Raw genomic sequence first — 22,810 nt, 5'->3', positions numbered from 1 at the left:
AACCGCGAAAGGCGGTCGCTGCGGCTAGGCTGGGGGCTTCCCTGAGAAGGCGCTGTGGCCACATCAGGGAGGCCCCAGCTTTCGCCGGGGTGACGACTTTATATCGGATGGTGCGGGTAGGGACGTAGGGCAGTCCCTACGCCGCGACCCGCCGCCGTTCCGCCATCTCGGTGTTCAGCATTTCCGCAAGCAGGAACGCGAGTTCGAGGCTCTGCCCGGCATTCAACCGGGGATCGCAATGCGTGTGATAGCGATCGGCAAGGCTCTGTTCGGTCACTGCGATCGCGCCGCCGGTGCATTCGGTGACGTTCTGCCCGGTCATTTCCGCGTGGATGCCGCCGGCATGGCTGCCTTCGGCACGATGGACCGCGAAGAAGCCGCGCACTTCGGCAAGGATGCGGTCGAACGGTCGCGTCTTGTAGCCGGTGGTCGCCTTGATCGTGTTGCCATGCATCGGATCGCACGACCACACCACTGGATGTCCTTCGCGCAGCACGGCTCGAACCAGCTTCGGCAGGCCCGCTTCGATCTTGTCATGGCCATAGCGGGTGATGAGCGTCATCCGCCCCGGCACGCGCGCCGGATTGAGCGTATCGAGCATCCGCAACAGCGCGTCCGGTTCCAGCGTGGGACCGCATTTGATGCCGATCGGGTTGCCGATTCCGCGCAGGAATTCGACATGCGCCGATCCATCGAACCGCGTGCGGTCGCCGATCCACAGAAAATGGGCCGACGTGTCGTACCAGTCGCCGGTCAACGAATCCTGCCGCGTCATCGCCTGTTCGTACGGCAGCAGCAACGCTTCGTGGCTGGTATAGAAGCTGGTCGACTTCAACTGCGGCACGCTGTCGGCATCGATCCCGCACGCCGCCATGAAGTCGAGCGCCTCACCGATCCGGTCGGCGACGTCGGCATATTTCTTGGCCCACGGGCTTCGACCCATGAAGTCGTGCGTCCAGCGATGGACCTGATGCAGGTTCGCATAGCCCCCGGTCGCGAAGGCGCGCAGCAGGTTGAGCGTCGCCGCCGCCTGCGAATAGCTGCGGATCATCCGCTGCGGATCCGGCACGCGGCCTTCGGGCGTGAAGGCGATGTCGTTGATGTTGTCGCCGCGATAGCTCGGCAGTTCGACGCCACCGATCACTTCGGTATCGGTCGAGCGCGGCTTGGCGAACTGACCCGCCATGCGGCCCACCTTCACGGTCGGCAGCTTCGACGCAAACGTCAGCACCACCGCCATTTGCAGGATCACGCGGAACGTGTCGCGAATGTTGTTCGGGTGAAATTCGGCGAAGCTTTCGGCGCAGTCGCCGCCCTGCAACAGGAACGCCTTTCCCTCCGCCACCTGCGCCAGATCGGCGGTCAGGTTGCGCGCTTCGCCGGCGAACACCAGCGGCGGATAGCCTGCCAACTGATCCGTGGCGGCGACCAGCGCCTCGCGGTCGGGATAGGTCGGCAGCTGCCGGGCTTCGGCGGCGGTCCAGCTGTCGGGGGCCCAATTGGCGGCCATGATCGTTTCCATCCAGTCGATACGGGCAATTCCCATGCGCGAAACCGTTGCTTCACGCAATGAAGTAAAGGTTTGCCGATGATCGTATGGACCGGTCAGCCGTAGCGGCGGTGAAAATCGTCCTCATCCATCACGAGATAGCGGACGAAGTCGACCAGCGCCCAGATGCCGGTGACGAGCATGCCGACGACCGTACAGGTCAGCAGCAGCATGACGATGCCCGATCCGGTACGGCCAAGATAGAAACGATGAATGCCGAGCACGCCGAGGAAGAACGCCAGCAGCGCGGCCGCTACCTTGTCCTTCCGAGGCCGTCGGCGTTCCGATGCGACCGGTGCGGGAACGGGCGCGACGGTGCCGGGCACGTGATAGATGCGCAGCGCACGTCCGTTCGATACCTCGAAATCGACCTGCGCGCCGACGGACGGACCGGTGCGGTCGCTCCAGTCGTCGGGCTGGAACCAGTAACGCTGTCCATCGTCGCCGGTAATCCGCCCTTCGCGCCCGTCGCGATCGACCCCCAGTACCATTCCGCGCATATCGTCCCCCGATGATTCGCATCGCGGTATGAGATGCCGGGCGGGGCGGTGCAAGGGGTTAGCCGATGGTCGATCGCCAGTCCCAGCCGATCGGATCGCCGTCCATGACCTCGACTCCGGCAGCGGCCAGATCGTCGCGGATCGCATCGCTGCGTGCGAAATCCTTTGCAGCGCGGGCCGCCTTCCGCTCCGTCAGCCGAGCCTCGATCGTCTCGGCGGTAATCGAGGCTTCGGCTGGACGCACGCGCAACGCCGCGCGGTCGATCGTTCCGAGCCGCAGTCCCAGCACCGCGTCGAAATCGGCCAGCGCGGCGATCCGGTCGGCCGGTGTCAGCTTCTTGTCCGCCAGCAGTTCGTCGAGTACCGGCAAGGCGCGCGGCGTATTCAGGTCGTCGGCCACTGCCGCGTCCAGTCGCTCGCGATACGCTGCCGCCTTCGTCGCATCGCCGTCCCCGGCGGATCGCGCCCGCAGCGCCGCGACGGTCATCACCAGCCGCTTCAGGCGGGTCAGCGCCGCCAGCAGATTGTCGGCGGAAAACTCCAGCTCCGAACGATATTGCGCGGACAGGCACATCAGCCGGTATGCCAGCGGATGGACGCCGGCGTCGGTCAGCGTCCGCAGCGTAGTGAAGCCGCCCTTCGACTTCGACATCTTGCCCGCCCGGTCGACAAGGAAGTTGTTGTGCAGCCAGAAGCGCGCGCCGGTATCGCTGCACCCGCAATAGGCCTGATTCTGGGCGATCTCGTTCGGGTGGTGGATTTCGCGGTGATCGATCCCGCCGGTATGAATATCGAACGGCGCGCCCAGATATTGCAGGCTCATCACCGAGCATTCGAGATGCCAGCCAGGCGCGCCGCGACCCCATGGCGAGTCCCATTCCATCTGGCGCGTCTCACCCGGCGGCGTCTTGCGCCAAATCGCGAAGTCCTGCGGGTGGCGCTTGCCCGCGACCGGATCGATCCGTCCTTCGCCTGCATCGTCGTGCCCGCCCGCCAGCGCGCCGTAATCGGGCACGGTCGTGCTGTCGAAATACAGCCCGCTGTCCAGTTCGTAGCAGTGTTCTGGCGCGATGCGTTCGGCAAAGGCGACCATTTCGGCGATATGGTCGGTGGCCACCGACCAGCGGGTGGGATCGTCGATGTTCAGGTCGCGCAGGTTGGATTTGAACGCCGCCGTGTAGTGCGCCGCAACGTCCCAGATCGACTGCGCGCGCGCCTTCGCGGCGGCTTCCATCTTGTCGTCGCCGGCATCGGCGTCGGACGTCAAATGCCCGACATCGGTGATGTTGATGACATGGGTGAGTGGATAGCCCTTCCACCGCAGGACCCGGCTGAGCGTATCGACGAACACATAGGCACGCAGATTACCAATGTGTGCGTAATTATAGACGGTCGGCCCGCACGAATACATCCGCACGCCCTTGTCCGGGTCGACCGGCGCGAACGGCTGAAGGCTGCGGGTCAGCGAGTTGTGAAGCGTGAGCGGGGCACCATGCATGTCGCCCGCATAGCGCCAAGCGCTTCGTCTGCAAATGCGGACGCTCCACGGCAAATATTCGCGTGGGCATGGAACGGCGAATCGAGCCGGCGGTTGGCAACGACATGGCGAAACAAGTGCGAACTCGCCAGAAACATGATGCAGATCAAATGGTTGGCAGGAGCCGACCGGAAGGGAGCCACGATGGCCGAACCCACGCTGCCCGGTGATATCGTCCGCGACGATTCGCCTGCCTTCACATCGAAAGACAAGAGCGAACGCGCCGAAGCCGCCCCGAACGGCGAATCGTCGGTGTCGGGCGTGGCCGTGACGATCAATCGTCCGCGTCACGAACTCTATGCTTATTGGAGGGATTTCGCGAACCTTGCGACGTTCATGCATAATATCCGGTCGATCGACGTTCTCGACCGCAACCGGTCGCATTGGACCGTCGCCGGTCCGAACGGCGACTATGAATGGGACGCCGTCGTTACCGAGGACGTCGATGGCGAACGCATTGGCTGGAAGGCAGAGAACAGCGACGTGGCCAATAGCGGACAGGTGTCATTCGCCGACGCCGCGCCGGGTCGCGGGACGGTCGTGACCGCCGTAATCGCCTATTCGCCGCCCGCTGGGATCGTCGGCAAGGTGATCGCCAAGGTGACGCAGAAAGAACCGGCGATCGAGGCACGACGCGATCTGCGCCGTTTCAAGCAGCTGATGGAAACCGGCGAGATCGCCACCACCACGCCGCCCAACCGCGAACCGAAATCGTAAAGGAAGCCGACGATGCGCGCACTTACCTGGCACGGAAAGCACGACGTCCGCGTTGACAGCGTTCCCGACCCCGAAATCATCAACCCGCGTGACGCGATCATCAAGATCACGTCGACCGCGATCTGCGGTTCCGACCTGCACCTGTATGACGGCTATATTCCGACCATGCAGGCCGGCGATATTCTCGGCCATGAATTCATGGGCGAAGTGGTCGAAACCGGCCCGAAGTCGACGCTGAGGAAGGGGCAGCGCGTCGTCGTCCCGTTCGTCATCGCGTGCGGCGGTTGCTACCATTGTTCGAAGCAGCAATATTCGGGCTGCGACAACGGCAATCCGGCGGACAATCAGGATATCGCACAGACGCTGTGGGGTCAGGTCGCGCCCGGTCTGTTCGGATACAGCCACATGACCGGCGGATATCCCGGCGGACAGGCGGAATATGTCCGTGTGCCGTTCAGCGACGTCGGCCCGATCGTGATCCCCGATGAGGTCGACGACGACAAGGTACTGTTCCTGTCCGACATTCTGCCCACCGGATGGATGGCGGCGGAAAACGCCGACATTGAGGACGGCGACATCGTCGCGGTTTGGGGCTGCGGTCCGGTCGGGCTGTTCGCTATCCAGTCGGCCCTGCTGATGGGCGCGCACCGGGTGATCGCGATCGATCACTTCCCCCACCGGCTGTCGCTGGCCAAGGGGCTAGGTGCGGAAGTCCTCAATTTCGAGGAAACCGACATCTACGACGCGCTGATGACGATGACCGGCGGGATCGGGCCCGATGCCGTGATCGACAGCGTCGGGCTGGAGAGCCACGGGCTGTTCGTCGACAATATCGTCGATCAGATCAAGGCGTCGACCTTCCTTGGCACCGATCGTCCACATGCGCTGCGGCAGGCGATCGTGGCATGCCGGAAAGGCGGACGCGTATCGGTGCCCGGCGTCTATGGCGGGGTGATCGACAAGTTCCCGTTCGGCGCGCTGATGGAAAAAGGGCTGACGCTCAAGACCGGACAGACCCATGTGCAGCGATATCTTCCCGCGCTGCTGACCGCGATCATGGAGGACAAGATCGACACGACCTTCATGATTTCCGATCGGATGGCATTGGAAGATGCGCCGGAAGGCTACCGAAAATTCCATGACGAGCAGAACAGCTGCACCAAAGTGGTGCTGAAACCCGACTGGGCCAAGGGAGCGTGACGATGGCGAACAAACTGGCGGTCATCACCGGCGCGTCGACCGGCATTGGCTATGAGCTGGCGAAAATCGCTGGCGCGGAAGGGTATGACCTGATCGTCGTCGCCGACGAACCTCAGATTACTGCCGCTGCGGATGATTTCGGGGCAGGGGCGGTACGCGCGGTTGAAGCCGATCTGTCGACCTTTAACGGTAACGACCGGCTGCTCGCCGAGGTCGCTGGACGTCCGATCGACTTGCTGATCGCGAACGCCGGGCGGGGACTGGGACACGCCTTCATCGAACAGGATGTCGCAGCGTGGCGGCGGGTGATCGACACCAACGTCACCGGCACGACCTATCTGTTGCAGAAGGCCGCGCGCGACATGGCCGCGCGGGGTGAGGGGCGTATCCTGATCACCGGATCGATCGCCGGGCTGATCCCCGGCAGCTATCAGGCGGTGTACAACGCGACCAAGGCCTATCTCGACAGCTTCGCCTATGCGCTGCGCGAGGAACTGAAGGATAGCGGCGTGACGATCACCGTCCTGATGCCGGGGCCGACCGACACGCCATTCTTCGCGCGCGCCGGCATGCTCGATACGCCGGTCGGGAAGGATGATTCGAAGGAAGACCCGGCAAAGACCGCGCGCAACGGCTGGGATGCGGTCATGGCTGGTTCGCCGCATGTCGTATCGGGTGCCAAGAACAAGATTCAGGCCGCAATCAGCCATATCACGCCCGACAGTGTGTTGGCGAAGATGCATACGAACATGGCGAAGCCCGACGGGGAATAGCCCCGCCGTACGTGCATCGAAACCGATCCCGTTCGGCTTGCCCGGACGGGATCGGTCAAGTCGTCAGGCGGGGCGACCCTCGTCCAGTACGCGGGCCAAGGCCACGAATTCCTTCACGCTCACAGTTTCCGCCCGGCGGGTCGGATCGATCCCGACCGTCTCCGCCGCCGCCAACGCACCCTCCACGCCCTTCAGGCTCTGGCGCAGCATCTTGCGCCGTTGGCCGAACGCGGCGGCCGTCAGCCGCTCCAGCGTCCGCATGCTCACCCCTTCGGGCGCTGTGCTGGGGACAACATGAACCACCGCCGACATGATCTTGGGTGGGGGCGTAAAGGCACTGCGATGCACCGGCATTGCGATCCGTGCCGTGCTGCGCCACTGTGCCAGCACCGCCAGCCGGCCATAGGCATCGCCATCGGTCGGCGCGATGATCCGGTCGGCGACCTCACGCTGGAACATCAGCGTCAGGCTTTGCCACCATGGTTCCCAGTCCGCCGACAACCAACCGACGAACAGCGCCGTGCCGACATTGTACGGTAGATTCGATGCGATGTGCGGACGCCCATCGAACATCGCGCGGGCGTCTATTTCCAACGCGTCGCCTTCGATCACGCGCAACCGTCCGGGAAAGGCCGCGCCCAATTCTTCCAGCGCGGGAATACAGCGCCGGTCGCGCTCGATCGCCGTGACGCGGGCACCCGCCGACAACAGCGCACGCGTCAGGCCGCCGGGTCCGGGGCCGACCTCCAGCACCTCCGCTTCGTGCAGGTCGCCGGGCACGCGCGCGATCCGCGCCAGCAACTGCTGGTCGAACAGGAAATTCTGGCCCAGCGCTTTGTTGGCGGACAGGCCGTGGCGCTGGATGACCTCCCGCAACGGTCGCAGGTCGGTGACGGGGGTGACGCTCAATTCGCGGTCGCGCGACGCTGCGCCGCCTCGCCCGCCATGCGGATCGCCGCGATCATCGCACCGGGTTCGGCGCGGTCCTGCCCGGCGATGTCGAACGCCGTCCCATGATCGGGCGAGGTGCGGACGATCGGCAGGCCCAGCGTGATGTTGACCCCATCGTCGAAATGCAGCGTCTTGATCGGGATCAGCGCCTGATCGTGATAGGCGCATAATGCGGCATCGTACCGTGCACGTGCGCGGGGATGGAACATCGTGTCAGCCGCCATCGGTCCGACGATATCGATGCCTTCGACGCGCAACTGTGCGATGGCGGGGGCCATAACCTCGATCTCCTCGCGACCGATGGCGCCGCCCTCACCGGCATGAGGGTTCACGCCCGCGATCGCCAGCCGTGGCGCGGCTATGCCGAAATCACGCGTCAGTCCGCGCGCCGTTGCCCGCGCCCGTGCCACCACCAGATCGATCGTCAGCAGGTCGCGGACCGCCGACAGCGGCACATGGATCGTGATCGGCACGACGCGCAACGTCGGGCCGGCCAGCATCATCACCGCATTCTCGCGCGATACGCCGCAGCGTTCGGCAACGAACTCGGTCTGCCCAGGATAGGTGAAGCCGATGCGATACAGTTCGGCCTTGCTGACCGGCCCGGTGACCAGTCCCGCCGCCGAATCGGACCGGGCAAGTCCGGCAGCCAGTTCCAGCGCCTGCAACGCACAGCGCGCGCCGTCGATATCGGGACGGCCGGGATCGATCGTGCCGCCATCGACCACCGACAGCACGGGCAGCGCGCGGGCGAATACCTGCACCGCTTCACCCGGATGCCCGATCCGTTCGACCGGACCGGCCCAAATCTGCCGCACCGCCCGTTCGTCGCCGACCGCAAAGAACGGCGGCAACCGTTCTACATCGCGTGCGCCCCAAGCCTTGGCGATCACTTCCGGCCCGATCCCGGCGGGATCACCCATCGATATCGCGAGCGGCAGGGGCGCAGTCATGGCGTCAGCGATACTCGATCACCGCGTCGCGACGCAGATCGCGCAGCATGCGCTGCGCGCGCAGGTTGACGCGTTCCTGTTCCAGTCCCGCCTGAATCTGCTGCGGCGTCGGAATGCCCGCCGTCCGCGGATCGTCGCGACCGCACATGATGAGCACGCGCACACCATCCTTCGGCGAACCGAACGGCGGAGTCGACTGACCCACGTTCAACTTCAGTATCATTTCCTGAAGCGCGGGGGGCAGGCTGCGAATCACGACGGCGTCGTTGTCGACGATCTCCGCCTTCAACGTCTGCGCAACCTTCGTCGCGTCGCCGCAACCTCGGATACCCTGCGTCGCGTTGGCGAACGCTTCGACCCGCTGCGCCGCCTGCGCTTCGGTGGTGCCCGCCGGGAACGGCAGGAACAGCTGGCGCAGCGACAGCTTCGCATCGCGCGGATCGGCGGTCAGCACCTGTCGCTTGTCCGCAAGATACAGGATGGAATACCCACCCGGCACCTCGATCGGTCCGGCGATCTGGCCCACCTGCATCGATGTCGCCGCACGCTGCAGCGGGTCGGGCAGCATGTTGATCCGCACCCAGTCCAGATCGCCGCCGACCGCACGGGTCGACGCTTCGGAGAAGTTGCGCGCGAAATATTCGAATGGCGCGCCTTGGCGAATCTGTTCGATCATCTTCTGCATCGCCTGCGTCACTTCGGGCGCGCGGTCGGGCGTGGCGGACAGATAGATTTCGCGGAGATGATATTCGTCGGCGCCCTTGGACGCTTCCAGTCGGGCGATGACCGCCGCGACCTCTTCGTCGCCGACGTTCACGAACGGCTCGACCTGCTTGCGCAACAGCCGGCTCCACGCCAGTTCGCCCTCGATCTGGCGACGCAGCGAACGGTCGGACGATCCGACCTGTCGCAGATAGGCACGCAACTGGTCGGGCGTCTGGTTGAACCTCCGCTTCGACAGGCCATTGAAGCTCTGGTCCAGTTCCGCCGGAACGATCGTGATGTCCTTGGCCTTGGCCTGCTGGATCTGAAGCGTCTCGTCGATCAACTGGCGGACGACCTGTGCGCGCAGCACCTCGCGGTCCTCGTCGCTCAGCTTGAGTTCGTTCAGCGCGACGATCAACGCCATCCGCTGATCGACGTCGGTGCCGGTGAGCACGGTGTCGTTCACGATCGCGGTCGGCTTTCGGATATTGGGGTCCAGCTTGCCGAAGATCGTCGGGTTGCCCGGCAGGTTCAGCCCGGCGCCGGGCACCTGCTGCCCATCGCCGACGGTTTGCGCGACGAGCGCGGAAGCCGCGGCCAGCATGGTCAGCCCGGCGATCGAACGGCCGATCCGGCCGACATTCACGATGTTGTTCTTCACTTGGTCGTACAATCCCATGCGCGCGTCGATGACGCGGTGCCGAACCATTAGGGCCAATTGATGGCCCGGCGCGGCTGAACCCAGCCTTATCGTCCCAAATTCTTGAATGCCAGCGTCACGAGATAGCTGTTGCCGCTGCGCGCGTCGCCGATCCGCTGGTAATCGCGCTTCCACGTCAGGCCCAGCCGCAGGCAGTCGTCCTCATATTGCGCACCGATCCGGTGGCGGATCGGGTCGAAACCGTCGGCGACCGACAGCGCGTCTTCGGACCGGTCGGTCAGGTCGAGCGTCCCCGACGCGAACGCCGACCAGAACGGACCGATCGCGACGCGTCCGGCGACGCGAACCTCCTCGCGATCCTGCAAATCCTCCAGTTCGTCGATATCGCGGTTCAGGCGCAGATAACCGAGCTGGACATAGGTGCGCCGCGATCCGAACGTCGCATCGATCTCGTTGCGGCGCAGCTTGGCCCCGTCCTTGTCCAGCCGGTAGCGGTGGGTGAAGCTCACGAATTCGCGAAACCGTATGTCGGTGCGTCCGACGATGTCCGAAAACCGGTCGTCCAGCCCCGTGCCGCTGGGCAGGATCGTCGCCCGCTCCGTCGCGCGATAGCTTTGCCCGACCGTCGCCTGCACCGCCACGCCGGGCAGGTCGAGCGCATAGTCGAGGCCATAGGTGAGGCGCGTCGTATCCTCGAACCGGTCGTACCCGGCGAAGCGGTTCAGCGCGAACAGGTTCGAATCCTCGAGATCGACGGCGCGCGCATCCTCGTTCGGCACGGCGAGGTTCGCGATCTTGGGCGACGCGACCATCTGCAAACGCGGCGAGATGCGCTGCGTCCCCGCACCGATCGCCCCGACGAACGGCCAGCGTATGTCGACCGCCAGCGCGGCGATTCCGCGCGGGGTGAAGCCTTCGTCGCCGCGATAGCTGAGCACGGCGGTGTCGATCGTATCGTTGGTGTTGTACGCATCGGCGCGGCCATAGGCCGTCACCGTCACTTCCTGTCCCCAACGGGTATAGCGAGTCAGATCCCACCGCGCCGACGCGAAGGCGCGCTGCGTATCCTGCCCTTCGGATCGGCCGATCGCCAGCGTGTTGAGCTGGACCTGCGCCACGCCACCCAGCAACCCGGGAAAGCGGCGGCGATAGTCGATTTCGGGCAGCGCGACCGGCTGCATCCCCTGATCGTCTCCGACGCGCAGCGTCTGCACCGCCCAGCCGCTGATCGTCAGCATCGAATCGCGGTCGATCCGTTCGACCGACACGTTGTTGCGAAGCCGGTCGTCGCGCGAGATGTCGTAGCGGCGCAGGAACGTCTGGTCGGTGGTGTAGCGCAGCGATCCCGATACGCTCCAGTACGGATCGATCTGGAACCGGCCGGTGGCATCGACATATCCGCGGAACGACTGTTCGCTGCCGGTCGGCGTCTGACCCAGCACCAGATCGTCGCTGCGCCGGCTGACCGTGGCATAGCCCGACACGCGATAGGCACCGTTGCCGGTAAGCGCGCGATACTCGGCCTCGATCATCGGCAGGACGGCGGTGAAGACGTGCGGCGTCACGGTCAGGTCGCGGTTGCGCGCGATGCTGATGAAATACGGAACCGCGACCTCGACCCCGTTTACCCGGTCCAGCCGGATCGACGGGGCCAGCAGCCCCGAATCGCTGTTGTTGCCGATCGAATGCGAAAAGGACGGCAGCGGGATGGTCGGCAGCCCGAATACGGTCAGTCCGGCGCCGGTGTACCGAATACGCTCGGTCAGCGGATCGTAGCGGACGCGGACGGCGGTAATCTTCCACGACGGATTCTTCGGGCATCCCGCCGAATCGGTCACCGCACACGGGGTGTAGGCAGCGTCTTCGACATCGACCACGCCGTTCGCTTCGCGCGTCCCGCGCCGTGCGGCCAGCCGGCCACCCTCGTCCAGCACGACCAGCATATTGTCGACCGCGCCGTCCTTCAGCGTATCGGTCAACTCGATCCGGTCGCCATAGGCGACGTCGCCCTGCGGGTTGGTGACGGCGATGGCGCCTTCGGCCACGACCTTCCCGGTCTTGCGGTTCCACGTCACGCGGTCCGCGCGCAGCCGGTTACCCTCGCGCAGCAACCGTACCTCGCCCGATGCCGTAACGATATCGGCGTCGGTATCATATTGAAGCTGGTCGGCGGAAAAATCGATCTGGCCCTCGGCCGGTGGCGTCGGCAGCGCGCTTTCGGGGCGCGGCGGCGCAACGCCGCGATCCTGCAGATCCTGCGCCTTCACGGGACCGGCAAGCGTTCCCGCGACGGCAAGCGTCAGGCCATACGCCAGCGACCCGAACCCGCGCTTCACTGTTCCCGTTCCCCAAATCCTGCCCGCAACCGGCGTGCCGTCCCGGCCTATCGCATCGGATGCCGGGAACCGCAATCGCCGTCCGCCCGCTTTACCTTCCTCACCCGAGCGGCCTATCAGGACGATCGAAGTATGAAGGATGCCCATGTCGATCTCGATCCAGTTTGCGCCAGACCGTGGAAACGCCGCCGCCCTCGTCCTGCCGATCGCTTCGGGCGGGAACGACCGGATTGCGCAGGCCGGTCTGGACGATGCCGTCGCAACGCTGGTAGCGGGCGCTGCACGCGCAGGCCGTTTCGAGGGCGAGGCGGGATCGATCGCCGAAGTCTTCGTGCCCGCAGGCGATGAGGCGGGCCGCGTTATCCTGATCGGCATCGGTGATGGCGGCGAAGCGGCGATGGAAAAGGCGGGCGGCGCGCTGGTCGGTCGGTTCCTGTTGTCCGGCCTGACCGTGATGACCGTCGACTTTTCCACGCTGGAGACGCCACCATCGGGCAAGGCGGTCGCGCGCTTCGCGGCGACCGCGACGCAGCGCGGCTGGCGTCACGACGCGTATCGCACGCGCCTTCCCGAAAAGTCGAAGCCGACGCTGACCGGACTGATCCTCGTCGGCACGCCCGACGGGACGGACCGTGACTTCATGGGTGCCGACGCCGTCAGCCAGGGTATGGACCTGACGCGCAGCCTCGTCACCGATCCGCCCAACATCCTGTATCCGGTCAGCTTCGTCGAACGCTGTCGCGAACTCGAAGCCTTGGGCATCGAGCTGACCATTCTCGACGAGCGCCAGATGGCGGAAGAGGGCATGGGAGCATTGCTCGGCGTCAGCCTTGGTTCCGAAAAGGACGCGCGCCTGCTCGCGATGCGCTGGAACGGCAAGGGCGCGGGCGATGTCGACCTCGCGCTGGTCGGCAAGGGCGTGACCTTCGACACCGGCGGCATCTCGCTCAAGCCCGGACCCGGCATGGAAGACATGAAGTGGGACATGGGCGGCGCGGGTGCGGTCGCGGGCGCGATGAAGGCGATCGCCACGCGCAAGGCCAAGGCCAATGTGATCGGCGTGGTCGGACTGGTCGAGAACATGCCCGACGGCAAGGCGATGCGCCCCGGCGACGTGGTGACCAGCATGTCGGGGCAGACGATCGAAGTGCTCAACACCGATGCCGAAGGGCGGCTGGTGCTGTGCGACGTGCTGACCTGGGTCCAGCGGCATCATAATCCGAAGACCATCGTCGATCTCGCTACACTGACCGGCGCGATGATCATCAGCCTCGGCAACGAACATGGCGGCCTGTTCGCCAATGACGATTCGCTGGCAGATGAGTTGCTGGCGGCGTCGCGCGCGTCGGGCGACCTGTTGTGGCGTTTCCCGCTGTCGCCAGCCTACGACAAGCTGATCGACTCGCCGATCGCCGACATGAAGAACATCGGACCGCGCGGCGCGGGTTCGATCACGGCGGCGCAGTTCCTGAAGCGCTTCGTCGACGAAGGCGTGCGTTGGGCGCACCTCGACATCGCGGGCATGGTGTGGGCCGACAAGCCCGGTAACCATCACGACAAGGGCGCGACCGGCTATGGCGTGCGCCTGCTCGACCGGTTCGTCGCCGACAATTTCGAGGGGTGAGCCCGAACCGCACCCGCCGGACGAACGTGCTGTCGTGAAGGTCGACTTCTACCACCTCACGCGCAGCCCGCTCGACCGTGTGCTGCCCCGTATCGCTGGCAAGGTGCATGCCGATGGCGGCCGGTTGCTGGTCGTTTCGGCCGACGCCGGACAGCGCCAGTCGATCGACCGTCTGCTGTGGACCTCCGCACCTGACAGTTTCCTGCCGCATGCACAGGCGGGGGAGGGGGAAGCTGCGTTGCAGGCAGTGCTGATCGCCGGCACGATCGATCCGGCCAATGGCGCGCGATCCGTCGCCATCGTCGACGGGGAATGGCGCGACGGCGCGCTGACGTTCGACCGGGCGTTCCATTTCTTTGCCGACGACGCGATCGATCGCGCGCGGATCGCGTGGAAGGAACTGGCCGGTCGCGACGGGGTCGAACGCCGCTATTGGCGGCAGGGCGAGGGCGGCTGGGAACAGGCGGCGTGATACTTGCCTGTCGCAGCCATGGCGACTAGGGGAGCCGCGACCTTTCCCGCAACCTTTAGTATCAGGAGCAGCGACCACCATGGCCGCCACCCGTACCTTTTCGATCATCAAGCCCGATGCGACCCGTCGCAACCTGACCGGTGCCGTCACCAAGATGCTGGAGGAAGCCGGCCTGCGCGTCGTCGCCTCAAAGCGTATCCAGATGACCCGCGAACAGGCCGAAGGCTTTTACGGCGTCCATCGCGAACGCCCGTTCTTCAACGACCTCGTCGAATTCATGATTTCCGGCCCGGTAGTCGTGCAGGTTCTGGAAGGCGAGAACGCCGTTCAGGCGAACCGCGACATCATGGGCGCGACCAACCCCGCCAATGCCGATGCGGGCACGATCCGCAAGGAACTGGCCGAATCGATCGAGGCGAACAGCGTCCACGGTTCGGATTCAGAAGAGAATGCGAAGATCGAGATCGAGTATTTCTTCACCGCCGACGAAATCGTCGGCTGATGGTTCGGGCGGCGTGCCGGCTGGTCCGCACGCCGCCCGCTTCGGCTATTGGGCTGGCCGACCCCGGGCCGCGCTCAACTATCGACCTGCGTCGCATGGGACACACACTTCGTCCCGTCATCCACGCGACTTCGTCCGCCGTTGCGGCGAGCATTTTTTACGGCTTCGGCGCGGCCAGCCGTCCCAGCTCCTGCGCCCAGAGCGTATCAAGCCGTCGCCCGACGCCACCTTTCGCCGCTTCACGCCGCGCCAGTGCTTTCAGGTGCAGCGATCGACCCCCGACCAGTCGGCCGCTCGTGACGAACACCAGATCGTAGATCGCGGTACTGCGACGCTCGGTATCGCCATCCCACCACGTGGCGGTCAGCGCGACCGGCAATCGTCCTTCCAGGTCGTCGGCCCCGCCATCGGTGATCGCCAGCAATGGCGAACGAACCCAGTCGGCAAGGATCGCGGGATCGCCGATGCTGGTCTTGTCCGCCACTTTCAACGCCGGGGGGAGGGTGAGCGTGATCCGTTCGATCCGGTGGTTCGCGTCGGAAAGGTCCAGCCGGTCGCCGCCCGCCGCCGGCGTCGCTACGATCGCCAGTACCGCCTTCGCCCGGTCGGCCGATGCGCTGGCGGCGGCACGGTCGGCAGCGGCACCGCGTCGCTCGTCGTAATTATTCCACAGGCTCAGCCCGCCGATCAGGACGCCCGCAACGGCCACGCCTTCCGCAAGGGTGATCCAGCGGCGGCGCGTGGCACGTGCCTCGTCCGCTTCGCTCACCGTCCGCCGGCCTCCAGCAACGCGCGCGGCGCGGACAGTTCCCATGCACGCGCGATACGGTCTTCGACCAGCAGCCAGTCGACATCATCGCCCAGCGCTACGTCGTCCCATCCGTCGTTACAGCGTACCGTCAGCGCGCCCGCACGGAACCGGGTGAACTCGGTGCCGGCGACACGAAACACGACGTCGTCGTCCTGACCATGTTCCTCGACTTCGGGAAGCGCCAGCGCGGCTTGGCGGATACGGGCAGGCAGGGTGGTCATCGTGTCACATACTCCGCAAGGATGCGCGGGTAGAGGCGATGTTCCTCCACCAGCACCCGCGCCGCCAGCGTGTCCGCTGTGTCGTCGGGCAGGATCGGAACGCGTGCCTGACCCAATACGCTCCCGGCATCCAGTTCCTCGGTGACGACGTGCACCGAACAGCCCGCTTCGGCATCGCCCGCCGCGATCGCGCGGGCATGCGTATCGAGCCCTTTGTACGCAGGCAGCAGCGAAGGATGGATATTGACGATCCGATCGCGCCAAGCTGCAACGAAATCCCCGGATAACAAACGCATATATCCGGCCAGTGCGATCGTGCCGACGCCTGCCGCCCGCAAAGCGTCGTCGATCGCGGCTTCATATTCCGCTTTCGGAATACCGCGCGGCGACCGGGCGAAGGTCGCGATGCCGCATGACGCGGCATCGGCCAGCCCGGCCGCATCGGGACGGTCCGACGCGACCAGCACGACCTCGAACGGACACGCGGTATCCTCCGCCGCCGCGATCAGCGCAGCCATGTTCGATCCCCGACCCGAAATCAGGATGCCGACGCGGTGCCTAGCCAAGATGCGTCGCGCTCCATTCCGCGCGGGCGCTCCACGTGCCGGCCGATCCGCGCACGGTGCAGCCCTTGTCGCCCGCTTCGACCACGCCGATCCGCTCGACCGTCTCGCCCGCTTCGCGCAGGGCTTCGGCGACCGCATCCGCCGCATCGGGTGCGATCAGCACCGCCATGCCGATGCCGCAGTTGAACGTGCGCGCCATCTCGCCCGGCTCGATATTGCCCTGCGCCTGCAGGAACGCCATCAGCCGCGATTGTTCCCATGCGTCGGCATCGACGCGCGCATGCGCGCCGTCCGGCAATACGCGCGGGACGTTCTCCAGCAACCCGCCGCCAGTAATATGCGCCAGCCCGTGGATACGTCCGGCGCGCAACAGCGGTAGCAGCGCCTTCACATAGATCCGCGTCGGCTCCATCAACGCATCGATCAGGAGTACGTCCTGATCGAACAGGGCAGGGCGATCGAGCTTCCATCCCCGGTCGGCCGCCAGCCTGCGGACCAGCGAGAATCCGTTCGAATGTACGCCCGACGAAGCCAGCCCGAGGATCACGTCGCCGACGCCGACCTTGTCCCCGGTCAGCAATTGCTCCCGCTCGACCGCGCCGACGCAGAAACCGGCGAGGTCGTAATCCCCATCGGCATACATGCCCGGCATCTCCGCCGTTTCGCCACCGATCAGCGCGCAGCCTGCCTGACGGCACCCCTCCGCGATCGATGCGACTACCCGCTCGGCGGTGTCGGCGACCAGCTTGCCGCTGGCATAATAATCGAGGAAAAATAGCGGTTCGGCACCCTGCACGATCAGGTCGTTGGCGCACATCGCGACCAGATCGACGCCGACGCCATCGTGCGCGTCATGCTCGATCGCGAGTTTCAGCTTGGTGCCGACCCCGTCGTTCGCCGCGACCAGCAACGGATCGCGGAACCCCGCCGCCTTCGGATCGAACACGCCGCCGAAGCCGCCGAGTTCGGCGTCCGCACCGGGCCGACGGGTCGATTTCGCCAGTGGCCCGATCGCGCGGACGAGCGCGTTGCCCGCCGCGATGGAGACGCCCGCCTGTGCGTAGGTATAGCCGCCGCCGCGGTCCGCTTCGTTGCTCATCAGGCCGGTTAGCCACATCGCGCTTGGATTTCCACGTCTGCTTCGTCAAAAGGCACGACGATGAAGGTCCTCCGCCCATGAAATCCGTTCGCCGCCGCATTTTGGGCGCGCTGGCGCTATCCGCGCTGGCCGCCGGGGGCATGGTCGCGGCACAGGAGGATCGCGGCGGCGGCCAGCGTCCAGTGGACGGCAGCGGCAGCTTCGAGGTGAGCGGCGTCCGCGTCGACGTGTCCGCCGCCAGCGCCGATGCCGCGCGGACCGCCGGATGGCGCGTCGCGCAGCGCAAGGGCTGGCAGATGCTGTCGCAGCGTCTGACCGGATCGGCGCAGAGCCTGCCCGACGGCACGCTCGATTCGTTGGTATCAGGCATCGTCGTCGAAAACGAACAGATCGGGCCGAAGCGGTACATCGCGCGGCTGGGCGTACAGTTCAATCGCGGACGGGCGGCGTCGATCCTTGGCATCGCGGGCATTTCGGAACGATCGCCCGCGATGCTGGTGGTGCCGTTGATCTGGGATGGCGGCGCCGGGACCGTCTTCGAACGCGCGACCCCGTGGCAGGCGGCTTGGGCGCGCTTCCGCAGCGGCGGCAGCGTAATGGACTATGTCCGGCCCAGCGGGACCGGTGCCGACGCGCTGCTGCTTAATGCGGGACAGATCACGCGGCGCGGTCGCGGTTGGTGGCGCACGGTGCTCAATCAATATGGCGCATCCGACGTGCTGATTCCGCAGGTCCGGCTGTATCGCCAATGGCCCGGGGGCCCGGTCGTGGGCACGTTCACCGCCGGCTATGGTCCCGACAATCGCTTCATCGGTCGTTTCTCGTTGCGTGTCGATCAGGGGGACGCGGTGCCGGCGCTGCTGGACGAAGGCGTGCGGCGGATCGACACGATGTATCAGGACGCGTTGCGCAGTGGCGTGTTGCGGCCCGACGTCGCGCTCAGCGCCCCTCCGCCGGGCACCGTGATTCCGTTGGTCGAAGAAGCACCGGCCGAAACAGAAACCGTGCCGGGCGAGGGCACGCCGGTCGCCATCCCATCGGGCACAGTCGTCACACCGCTGTCGATCCAGGCAGATACGCCCAACGCCGCCGCCGTCGAAGCGACCGAGGCGGCGCTGCGCGGTATTCCCGGCGTACGTTCCGCGCTCACGTCCAGTCTCGCGCTGGGCGGCGTGTCGGTGCTGCGCGTGACCTTCGACGGTGACGCGACGGTACTGGCCGCTGCGCTGGAAGCCCGTGGCTGGCAGGTCCAGCAGGGGGAGGGCACGTTGCGTATCCGCCGCCGCGCCGCCGCCCCCGCAACCCAACCCGCGAGTAGCCCGCAGGGATGACCATCTTGCCTCGCGGATCGGCACAACTCAGCCTTCCGCTCGAATTCCCCCCCGGTGCGCGCGAGGATCTGTTCCTCGTCAGCCCTTCGAACGCGGATGCGGTCCACCATCTCGACCATTGGTCGACATGGCCGGTGAAGGCCGCGCTGCTCGTGGGTCCGCGCAAGTCGGGCCGCACGCTGCTGGCGCGGATGTTCGCCGGGCGCAGTGGCGGGACGATCGCCGACGATGCCGAACGGTGGAGCGAAACCGACCTGTTCCACGCGTGGAACCGGGCGCAGTCGGATGGTCGCCCGCTGCTGATCGTCGCCGACGCCCCGCCGCCCGACTGGCGGATCGGCCTGCCCGACCTGCGCTCGCGGATCGGCGCGACGCCGCTGCTTCGGATCGCGGCACCCGACGATGGGTTGATGGACACGCTGCTGCAATATCTGTTCGACAGGAAGGAACTGATGCCCGCGCCCGATCTGGTGCGCTGGCTCGCCCGCCGCGTCGAACGAAGCCACCTGTCGGTGCTTCGCGTCGTCGAAGCCTTGGAGGAAGATGCGATGTTGCGCTCGACGCGCCGTTTGACCGTTCCCGCCGCGCGGATCGCGCTTGCCGGGACTCCGCTGATCGTGGAGCATGCGGCATGAACGACTTTCCCACTGCCGGCGCGTCCGTCGCCGCCGTTCCCGAAGCACGCTATTTCAACCGCGAACTGTCGTGGCTGGCGTTCAATCGCCGCGTGCTGGACGAAGCCTGCAACGCCGACCACCCGCTGCTCGAACGGCTGCGATTCCTGTCGATCTCCGCGACCAATCTCGATGAATTCTTCATGGTCCGGGTCGCCGGGCTGAAGGGGCAGCAGGTTCAGGACGTCGGCCACGAATCGGTCGACGGCCTCAGCCCGGGCCAGCAACTCGCGGCGATCGTGGTCGATGCCGGCGCGCTGGTCGACAGCCAGCAGCGGATATGGCGGGATATCGCGGCCGCACTGGTCGACGCGGGCATTACGGTGCTGGGTGGGGACGAGATCACCGGAGAGACCGCGGTGTGGCTGGAACGCCATTTCCGCGAACAGATATTCCCCGTGCTGACCCCGCAGGCGCTGGACCCCGCGCATCCGTTTCCCTTCATCCCCAATCTCGGCTCCGCGCTGATGTTCGACCTGATCCGCCGGTCGGACGATGTGGAAGTACGCGAAGTCGTGCTGTTGCCGCCGGCCATGCCGCGCTTTGTCCGGCTGCCGGGCAAGGCCGCGCGTTATGTCGCGATCGAGACGATCCTGCGTCGCTTTTCCAGTCTGTTCTTTCCGGGGTACGAGGTGCGCGCGTCGGCGGCGTTCCGTGTCATCCGCGACAGCGACATCGAACTGGAGGAAGAGGCCGAGGATCTGGTTCTCTACTTCCGCACCGCCATTAAACGGCGTCGACGCGGGCGGGTCATCCGGCTGGAGATCGAATCGGGAATTTCCGACGAACTGGTGCAGCAGCTCAAGGACGAGATGAGCGGCAGCGACGCGGTAGTCACCGAATCGGGCGGCTTTCTGGCGATCGGCGATCTGTCGATGCTGGTGGACGAAGACCGGCCAGAACTGAAATTTCCGCCCTTCGCCCCGCGCTTCCCCGAACGCATCCGCGAATATGGCGGGGACTGTTTCGCTGCGATCCGGGCGAAGGACATCGTCGTTCATCATCCGTACGAAACGTTCGACGTCGTGCTGGCCTTCATCAAACAGGCCGCTGCCGACCCCGACGTCGTCGCTATCAAGCAGACGCTGTACCGTGCCGGAAAGCAATCGGGCGTCGTAGCAGCGCTGGTCGCTGCCGCCGAGGCGGGTAAGTCCGTCACCGCCGTCGTAGAGCTGAAGGCGCGGTTCGACGAGGAACAGAACCTCAACCTCGCCTCCGTCCTTGAACGCGCGGGCGTGCAGGTCGTCTATGGCTTCATCGAATGGAAGACCCACGCCAAGATATCGATGGTCGTCCGGCGTGAGGAACAGGGTTATCGCACCTACTGCCATTTCGGCACCGGCAATTATCATCCGGTCACGGCGCGGATCTATACCGATCTCAGCTTCTTCACCGCCGATCCGGTGATCGGACGCGATGCGGCACAGGTGTTCAACTACATCACCGGCTATGTCGAGCCGCAGGCGCTGCAACAGTTGGCGATCAGTCCGCGCGACCTGCGCGCGCGACTGGAAGCGTTGATCGAAGGCGAGATCCAGTCGGCACGCAGCGGCGGGCAGGGGTCGATCTGGGCCAAGATGAACTCGCTGGTCGATCCGGCGTTGATCGACAAGCTGTACGAAGCGTCGGCGGCAGGGGTGCAGATCGATCTGATCGTGCGCGGCATCTGCTGTCTTCGTCCGGGCGTTCCGGGCATGTCGGAGAATATTCGGGTGAAATCGATCGTAGGACGGTTCCTCGAACACAGCCGGATCTATTGCTTCGGCAACGGCGCTGCGCTGCCGAACGACGATGCGTTGATCTACGTATCGTCGGCGGACTGGATGCCGCGCAATTTCGATCGTCGCGTCGAATATCTGCTGCCGATCACCAACCCGACCGTCCACGATCAGGTATTGGATCAGGTGATGGTCGCCAATCTGCTCGACACCGAACAGACATGGGAACTGCGTGCCGACGGCAGCTATCGCCGCGTGGCGAAGGGGGAGCGGCCGTTCAACCTTCACCGTTATTTCATGACCAACCCGTCGCTGTCGGGCCGTGGTGCCGCGATCACGACCGGCGAGGCGACGGGGCCACAGAAGTTGTCGTTGCGTGCATGGCGTGCGGCGCGCGGCGGCGGAGCCTGATGCGCTGGCCATGGGCGGCGGAGCCGCGCACGACGACCGCCCATAGCGCCATTATCGATATCGGTTCGAATTCGATCCGGCTCGTCGTCTATGGCGGGCCGGAACGCATTCCGGCCACGCTGTTCAATGAAAAGGTGCTGGCGGGTCTCGGCCGATCGCTCGCGGCGACAGGGACGATCGATGCCGAATCGATGGCCGCCGCACGCGCCGCGCTGTTGCGCTTCGCGTGGCTGGCGCGGGAGATGCGCGCCGACGTCATCCGCACCGTCGCGACTGCGGCGGTACGCGATGCGAGCAACGGCGCAGCGCTGATTACGATAGCGGAGGAAGCCGGACTTACGGTCGAGATATTGTCGGGCGAGGAAGAAGCGCAGGCGGCGGGCCACGGCGTGCTGTCCGCGACGCCCGATGCCGACGGTATCGTCGGCGACCTCGGCGGCGGCAGTCTCGAACTGGTCCGCGTGGGCAAGGGGCGACTGGGCGAACGGGTGTCGTTTCCGCTGGGCGTGTTGCGGATCGCCGCGATCCGCGCGCGTGGCGCCGGCGAACTGGATCGCACGGTCCAGTCGCTGGTGGCGGACGCCGGCTGGACCGGTCGGGGTCGCGGGCTTCCGCTGTACATGGTCGGCGGATCGTGGCGCGCGCTGGCGCGGCTGGACATGCATCACACCGATTATCCGCTGCCGATCGCGCATGGCTATGCGATCCCGCCGCACCGCGTGACGTCCTTGCGGCATTGGCTGACGCAGGTGCCGCGCGCCGAACTGAAGAGCATTCCGAACCTGTCGGGCGGGCGCGTGCCCACGCTCGACAATGCCGCCGCCGTGCTGGATGCGATCCTGCGGCATGTCGGCTGCTCGACCACGTTGGTATCGTCCTACGGCCTGCGCGAAGGGCTGCTCTATGCCGCGCTGCCGGCCGAGATTCGCGCGCAGGACCCGCTGCTTGTCGCTGCGCATGACGAAGGCGCGCGACAGGGCCGCTTCGCCGAACATGGCGATCTGCTGCACAAATGGATGGCGCCGCTGTTCCCCGACGACGATCCGGCGGCGGTGCGGCTGCGACACGCGGCGTGCCTGCTGGCCGATGTCGGCTGGCACGCCAATCCCGAATTCCGCGCCGAACGCGGCGTCGAGATCGCGCTGCACGGCAACTGGGTAGCGATCGATGCACCGGGCCGCGCGATCGTCGCGCAGGCGCTGCATAGCTGCCTTGGGGGCAGCAGCGACACGCCCGAACCGATCGGCCGTCTTGCCGACCCGGAGGCGCTGGCGATCGCGCAGCGTTGGGGACTGGCGATGCGGCTGGGTCAGCGGCTCAGCGGCGGCGTCGCCACGCCGCTCCAGCGCACCGACCTCCGCCGATCGCGCGGCAAGGTGGAACTGGTCGTGCCGACGCGCGACGCCGCGCTCTATGGCGAAGCGGTGCAGAAGCGGCACAAGGCGCTGGCCACCGCGATGGGAATGGGCGCGGCGCTGGTCAGCGCCTGACCCGATCCG

The 22,810-nt window shown here is 66.0% G+C and carries 21 protein-coding genes; 10 read left to right on the top strand and 11 right to left on the bottom strand.

The window, feature by feature from the left end; all coding sequences use genetic code 11:
* Window positions 1-136: 136 nt before the first annotated feature.
* The 3 genes from IFT55_RS00590 to cysS all read right to left on the bottom strand — a co-directional run bounded on the left by IFT55_RS00590 (window position 137) and on the right by cysS (window position 3,547).
* Window positions 137-1,510, bottom strand: a complete 1,374-nt coding sequence (locus tag IFT55_RS00590) for a class II 3-deoxy-7-phosphoheptulonate synthase (protein WP_192088474.1) — start codon at window positions 1,508-1,510, stop codon at window positions 137-139.
* Window positions 1,511-1,605: 95 nt separating this feature from the next.
* Entirely contained in the window at window positions 1,606-2,049 is a 444-nt protein-coding gene (locus tag IFT55_RS00585; protein WP_192088473.1) for a TM2 domain-containing protein, read from the bottom strand.
* A 58-nt stretch (window positions 2,050-2,107) separates the two neighbouring features.
* Window positions 2,108-3,547: a cysteine--tRNA ligase gene (gene cysS / locus IFT55_RS00580; RefSeq protein WP_192088472.1), complete on the bottom strand. Its 1,440-nt coding sequence runs from the start codon at window positions 3,545-3,547 to the stop codon at window positions 2,108-2,110.
* Between the two features lie 183 nt (window positions 3,548-3,730).
* Between cysS and IFT55_RS00575 the strand changes: the two genes are divergently transcribed.
* Genes IFT55_RS00575 through IFT55_RS00565 form a run of 3 tightly spaced genes read left to right on the top strand, consistent with a single transcriptional unit; the run spans window position 3,731 to window position 6,276 of the window.
* The gene (locus IFT55_RS00575) at window positions 3,731-4,303 is read left to right on the top strand and encodes an SRPBCC family protein (protein WP_192088471.1); all 573 of its coding nucleotides are present in this window, start codon (window positions 3,731-3,733) and stop codon (window positions 4,301-4,303) included.
* Between the two features lie 12 nt (window positions 4,304-4,315).
* Entirely contained in the window at window positions 4,316-5,503 is a 1,188-nt protein-coding gene (locus IFT55_RS00570) for a zinc-dependent alcohol dehydrogenase (RefSeq protein ID WP_192088470.1), read from the top strand.
* 2 nt (window positions 5,504-5,505) lie between these two features.
* Complete coding sequence (locus tag IFT55_RS00565; protein WP_192088469.1) at window positions 5,506-6,276, top strand: SDR family NAD(P)-dependent oxidoreductase; 771 nt, start codon at window positions 5,506-5,508, stop codon at window positions 6,274-6,276.
* A gap of 63 nt (window positions 6,277-6,339) precedes the next feature.
* On the opposite strand, the gene rsmA is transcribed toward IFT55_RS00565, so the two are convergent.
* The 4 genes from rsmA to IFT55_RS00545 form a co-directional block, all read right to left on the bottom strand.
* Complete coding sequence (rsmA, locus tag IFT55_RS00560) at window positions 6,340-7,185, bottom strand: 16S rRNA (adenine(1518)-N(6)/adenine(1519)-N(6))-dimethyltransferase RsmA (RefSeq protein ID WP_249403501.1); 846 nt, start codon at window positions 7,183-7,185, stop codon at window positions 6,340-6,342.
* Window positions 7,182-8,180 carry a 4-hydroxythreonine-4-phosphate dehydrogenase PdxA gene (gene pdxA, locus IFT55_RS00555; protein ID WP_192088468.1) on the bottom strand — a complete coding sequence of 333 codons (999 nt, stop codon included), beginning with the start codon at window positions 8,178-8,180 and terminating at the stop codon, window positions 7,182-7,184. Before pdxA ends, rsmA begins: the two co-directional genes overlap by 4 nt.
* A gap of 4 nt (window positions 8,181-8,184) precedes the next feature.
* Entirely contained in the window at window positions 8,185-9,564 is a 1,380-nt protein-coding gene (locus IFT55_RS00550; protein ID WP_192088467.1) for a peptidylprolyl isomerase, read from the bottom strand.
* A 68-nt stretch (window positions 9,565-9,632) separates the two neighbouring features.
* Window positions 9,633-11,882 carry an LPS-assembly protein LptD gene (locus tag IFT55_RS00545; RefSeq protein ID WP_342029186.1) on the bottom strand — a complete coding sequence of 750 codons (2,250 nt, stop codon included), beginning with the start codon at window positions 11,880-11,882 and terminating at the stop codon, window positions 9,633-9,635.
* 145 nt (window positions 11,883-12,027) lie between these two features.
* Here IFT55_RS00545 and IFT55_RS00540 point away from each other — a divergent pair, with 145 nt between their 5' ends.
* The 3 genes from IFT55_RS00540 (at window position 12,028) to ndk (ending at window position 14,480) form a co-directional block, all read left to right on the top strand.
* Window positions 12,028-13,506: a leucyl aminopeptidase gene (locus tag IFT55_RS00540; protein ID WP_192088465.1), complete on the top strand. Its 1,479-nt coding sequence runs from the start codon at window positions 12,028-12,030 to the stop codon at window positions 13,504-13,506.
* A gap of 34 nt (window positions 13,507-13,540) precedes the next feature.
* Complete coding sequence (locus IFT55_RS00535; RefSeq protein WP_192088464.1) at window positions 13,541-13,978, top strand: DNA polymerase III subunit chi; 438 nt, start codon at window positions 13,541-13,543, stop codon at window positions 13,976-13,978.
* Window positions 13,979-14,057: 79 nt separating this feature from the next.
* Window positions 14,058-14,480 (top strand): nucleoside-diphosphate kinase, encoded by a 423-nt coding sequence (gene ndk / locus IFT55_RS00530; RefSeq protein ID WP_192088463.1) that lies wholly within the window; start codon window positions 14,058-14,060, stop codon window positions 14,478-14,480.
* A gap of 157 nt (window positions 14,481-14,637) precedes the next feature.
* On the opposite strand, the gene IFT55_RS00525 is transcribed toward ndk, so the two are convergent.
* The 4 genes from IFT55_RS00525 to purM are packed head-to-tail and all read right to left on the bottom strand — an operon-like array spanning window position 14,638 to window position 17,177.
* Complete coding sequence (locus IFT55_RS00525) at window positions 14,638-15,249, bottom strand: hypothetical protein (protein ID WP_192088462.1); 612 nt, start codon at window positions 15,247-15,249, stop codon at window positions 14,638-14,640.
* Complete coding sequence (locus IFT55_RS17325; RefSeq protein ID WP_249403500.1) at window positions 15,246-15,512, bottom strand: hypothetical protein; 267 nt, start codon at window positions 15,510-15,512, stop codon at window positions 15,246-15,248. The genes IFT55_RS00525 and IFT55_RS17325 overlap by 4 nt, the downstream gene beginning before the upstream one ends.
* A complete protein-coding gene (gene purN, locus IFT55_RS00515) occupies window positions 15,509-16,030 on the bottom strand; it encodes a phosphoribosylglycinamide formyltransferase (protein ID WP_197976267.1) in 522 nt (173 codons plus the stop codon). The genes IFT55_RS17325 and purN overlap by 4 nt, the downstream gene beginning before the upstream one ends.
* A 40-nt stretch (window positions 16,031-16,070) precedes the next feature.
* Window positions 16,071-17,177 carry a phosphoribosylformylglycinamidine cyclo-ligase gene (purM, locus tag IFT55_RS17320; protein WP_192088461.1) on the bottom strand — a complete coding sequence of 369 codons (1,107 nt, stop codon included), beginning with the start codon at window positions 17,175-17,177 and terminating at the stop codon, window positions 16,071-16,073.
* A 77-nt stretch (window positions 17,178-17,254) separates the two neighbouring features.
* Between purM and IFT55_RS00505 the strand changes: the two genes are divergently transcribed.
* Genes IFT55_RS00505 through IFT55_RS00490 form a run of 4 tightly spaced genes read left to right on the top strand, consistent with a single transcriptional unit; the run spans window position 17,255 to window position 22,801 of the window.
* Window positions 17,255-18,508: a heavy-metal-associated domain-containing protein gene (locus tag IFT55_RS00505; protein ID WP_192088460.1), complete on the top strand. Its 1,254-nt coding sequence runs from the start codon at window positions 17,255-17,257 to the stop codon at window positions 18,506-18,508.
* Window positions 18,505-19,143: a chromosomal replication initiator DnaA gene (locus IFT55_RS00500; protein WP_192088459.1), complete on the top strand. Its 639-nt coding sequence runs from the start codon at window positions 18,505-18,507 to the stop codon at window positions 19,141-19,143. Before IFT55_RS00505 ends, IFT55_RS00500 begins: the two co-directional genes overlap by 4 nt.
* Window positions 19,140-21,311: an RNA degradosome polyphosphate kinase gene (locus IFT55_RS00495; RefSeq protein ID WP_192088458.1), complete on the top strand. Its 2,172-nt coding sequence runs from the start codon at window positions 19,140-19,142 to the stop codon at window positions 21,309-21,311. The genes IFT55_RS00500 and IFT55_RS00495 overlap by 4 nt, the downstream gene beginning before the upstream one ends.
* Window positions 21,311-22,801 (top strand): Ppx/GppA family phosphatase, encoded by a 1,491-nt coding sequence (locus IFT55_RS00490; protein WP_192088457.1) that lies wholly within the window; start codon window positions 21,311-21,313, stop codon window positions 22,799-22,801. The genes IFT55_RS00495 and IFT55_RS00490 overlap by 1 nt, the downstream gene beginning before the upstream one ends.
* Window positions 22,802-22,810: the final 9 nt, after the last annotated feature.

Source organism: Sphingomonas sp. CFBP 13720 (genome assembly GCF_014842075.1).
Classification (GTDB): Bacteria; Pseudomonadota; Alphaproteobacteria; order Sphingomonadales; family Sphingomonadaceae; genus Sphingomonas.
Note: the sequence above shows the minus strand (reverse complement) of the source record. Positions and strands in the feature narration are given on the sequence as shown.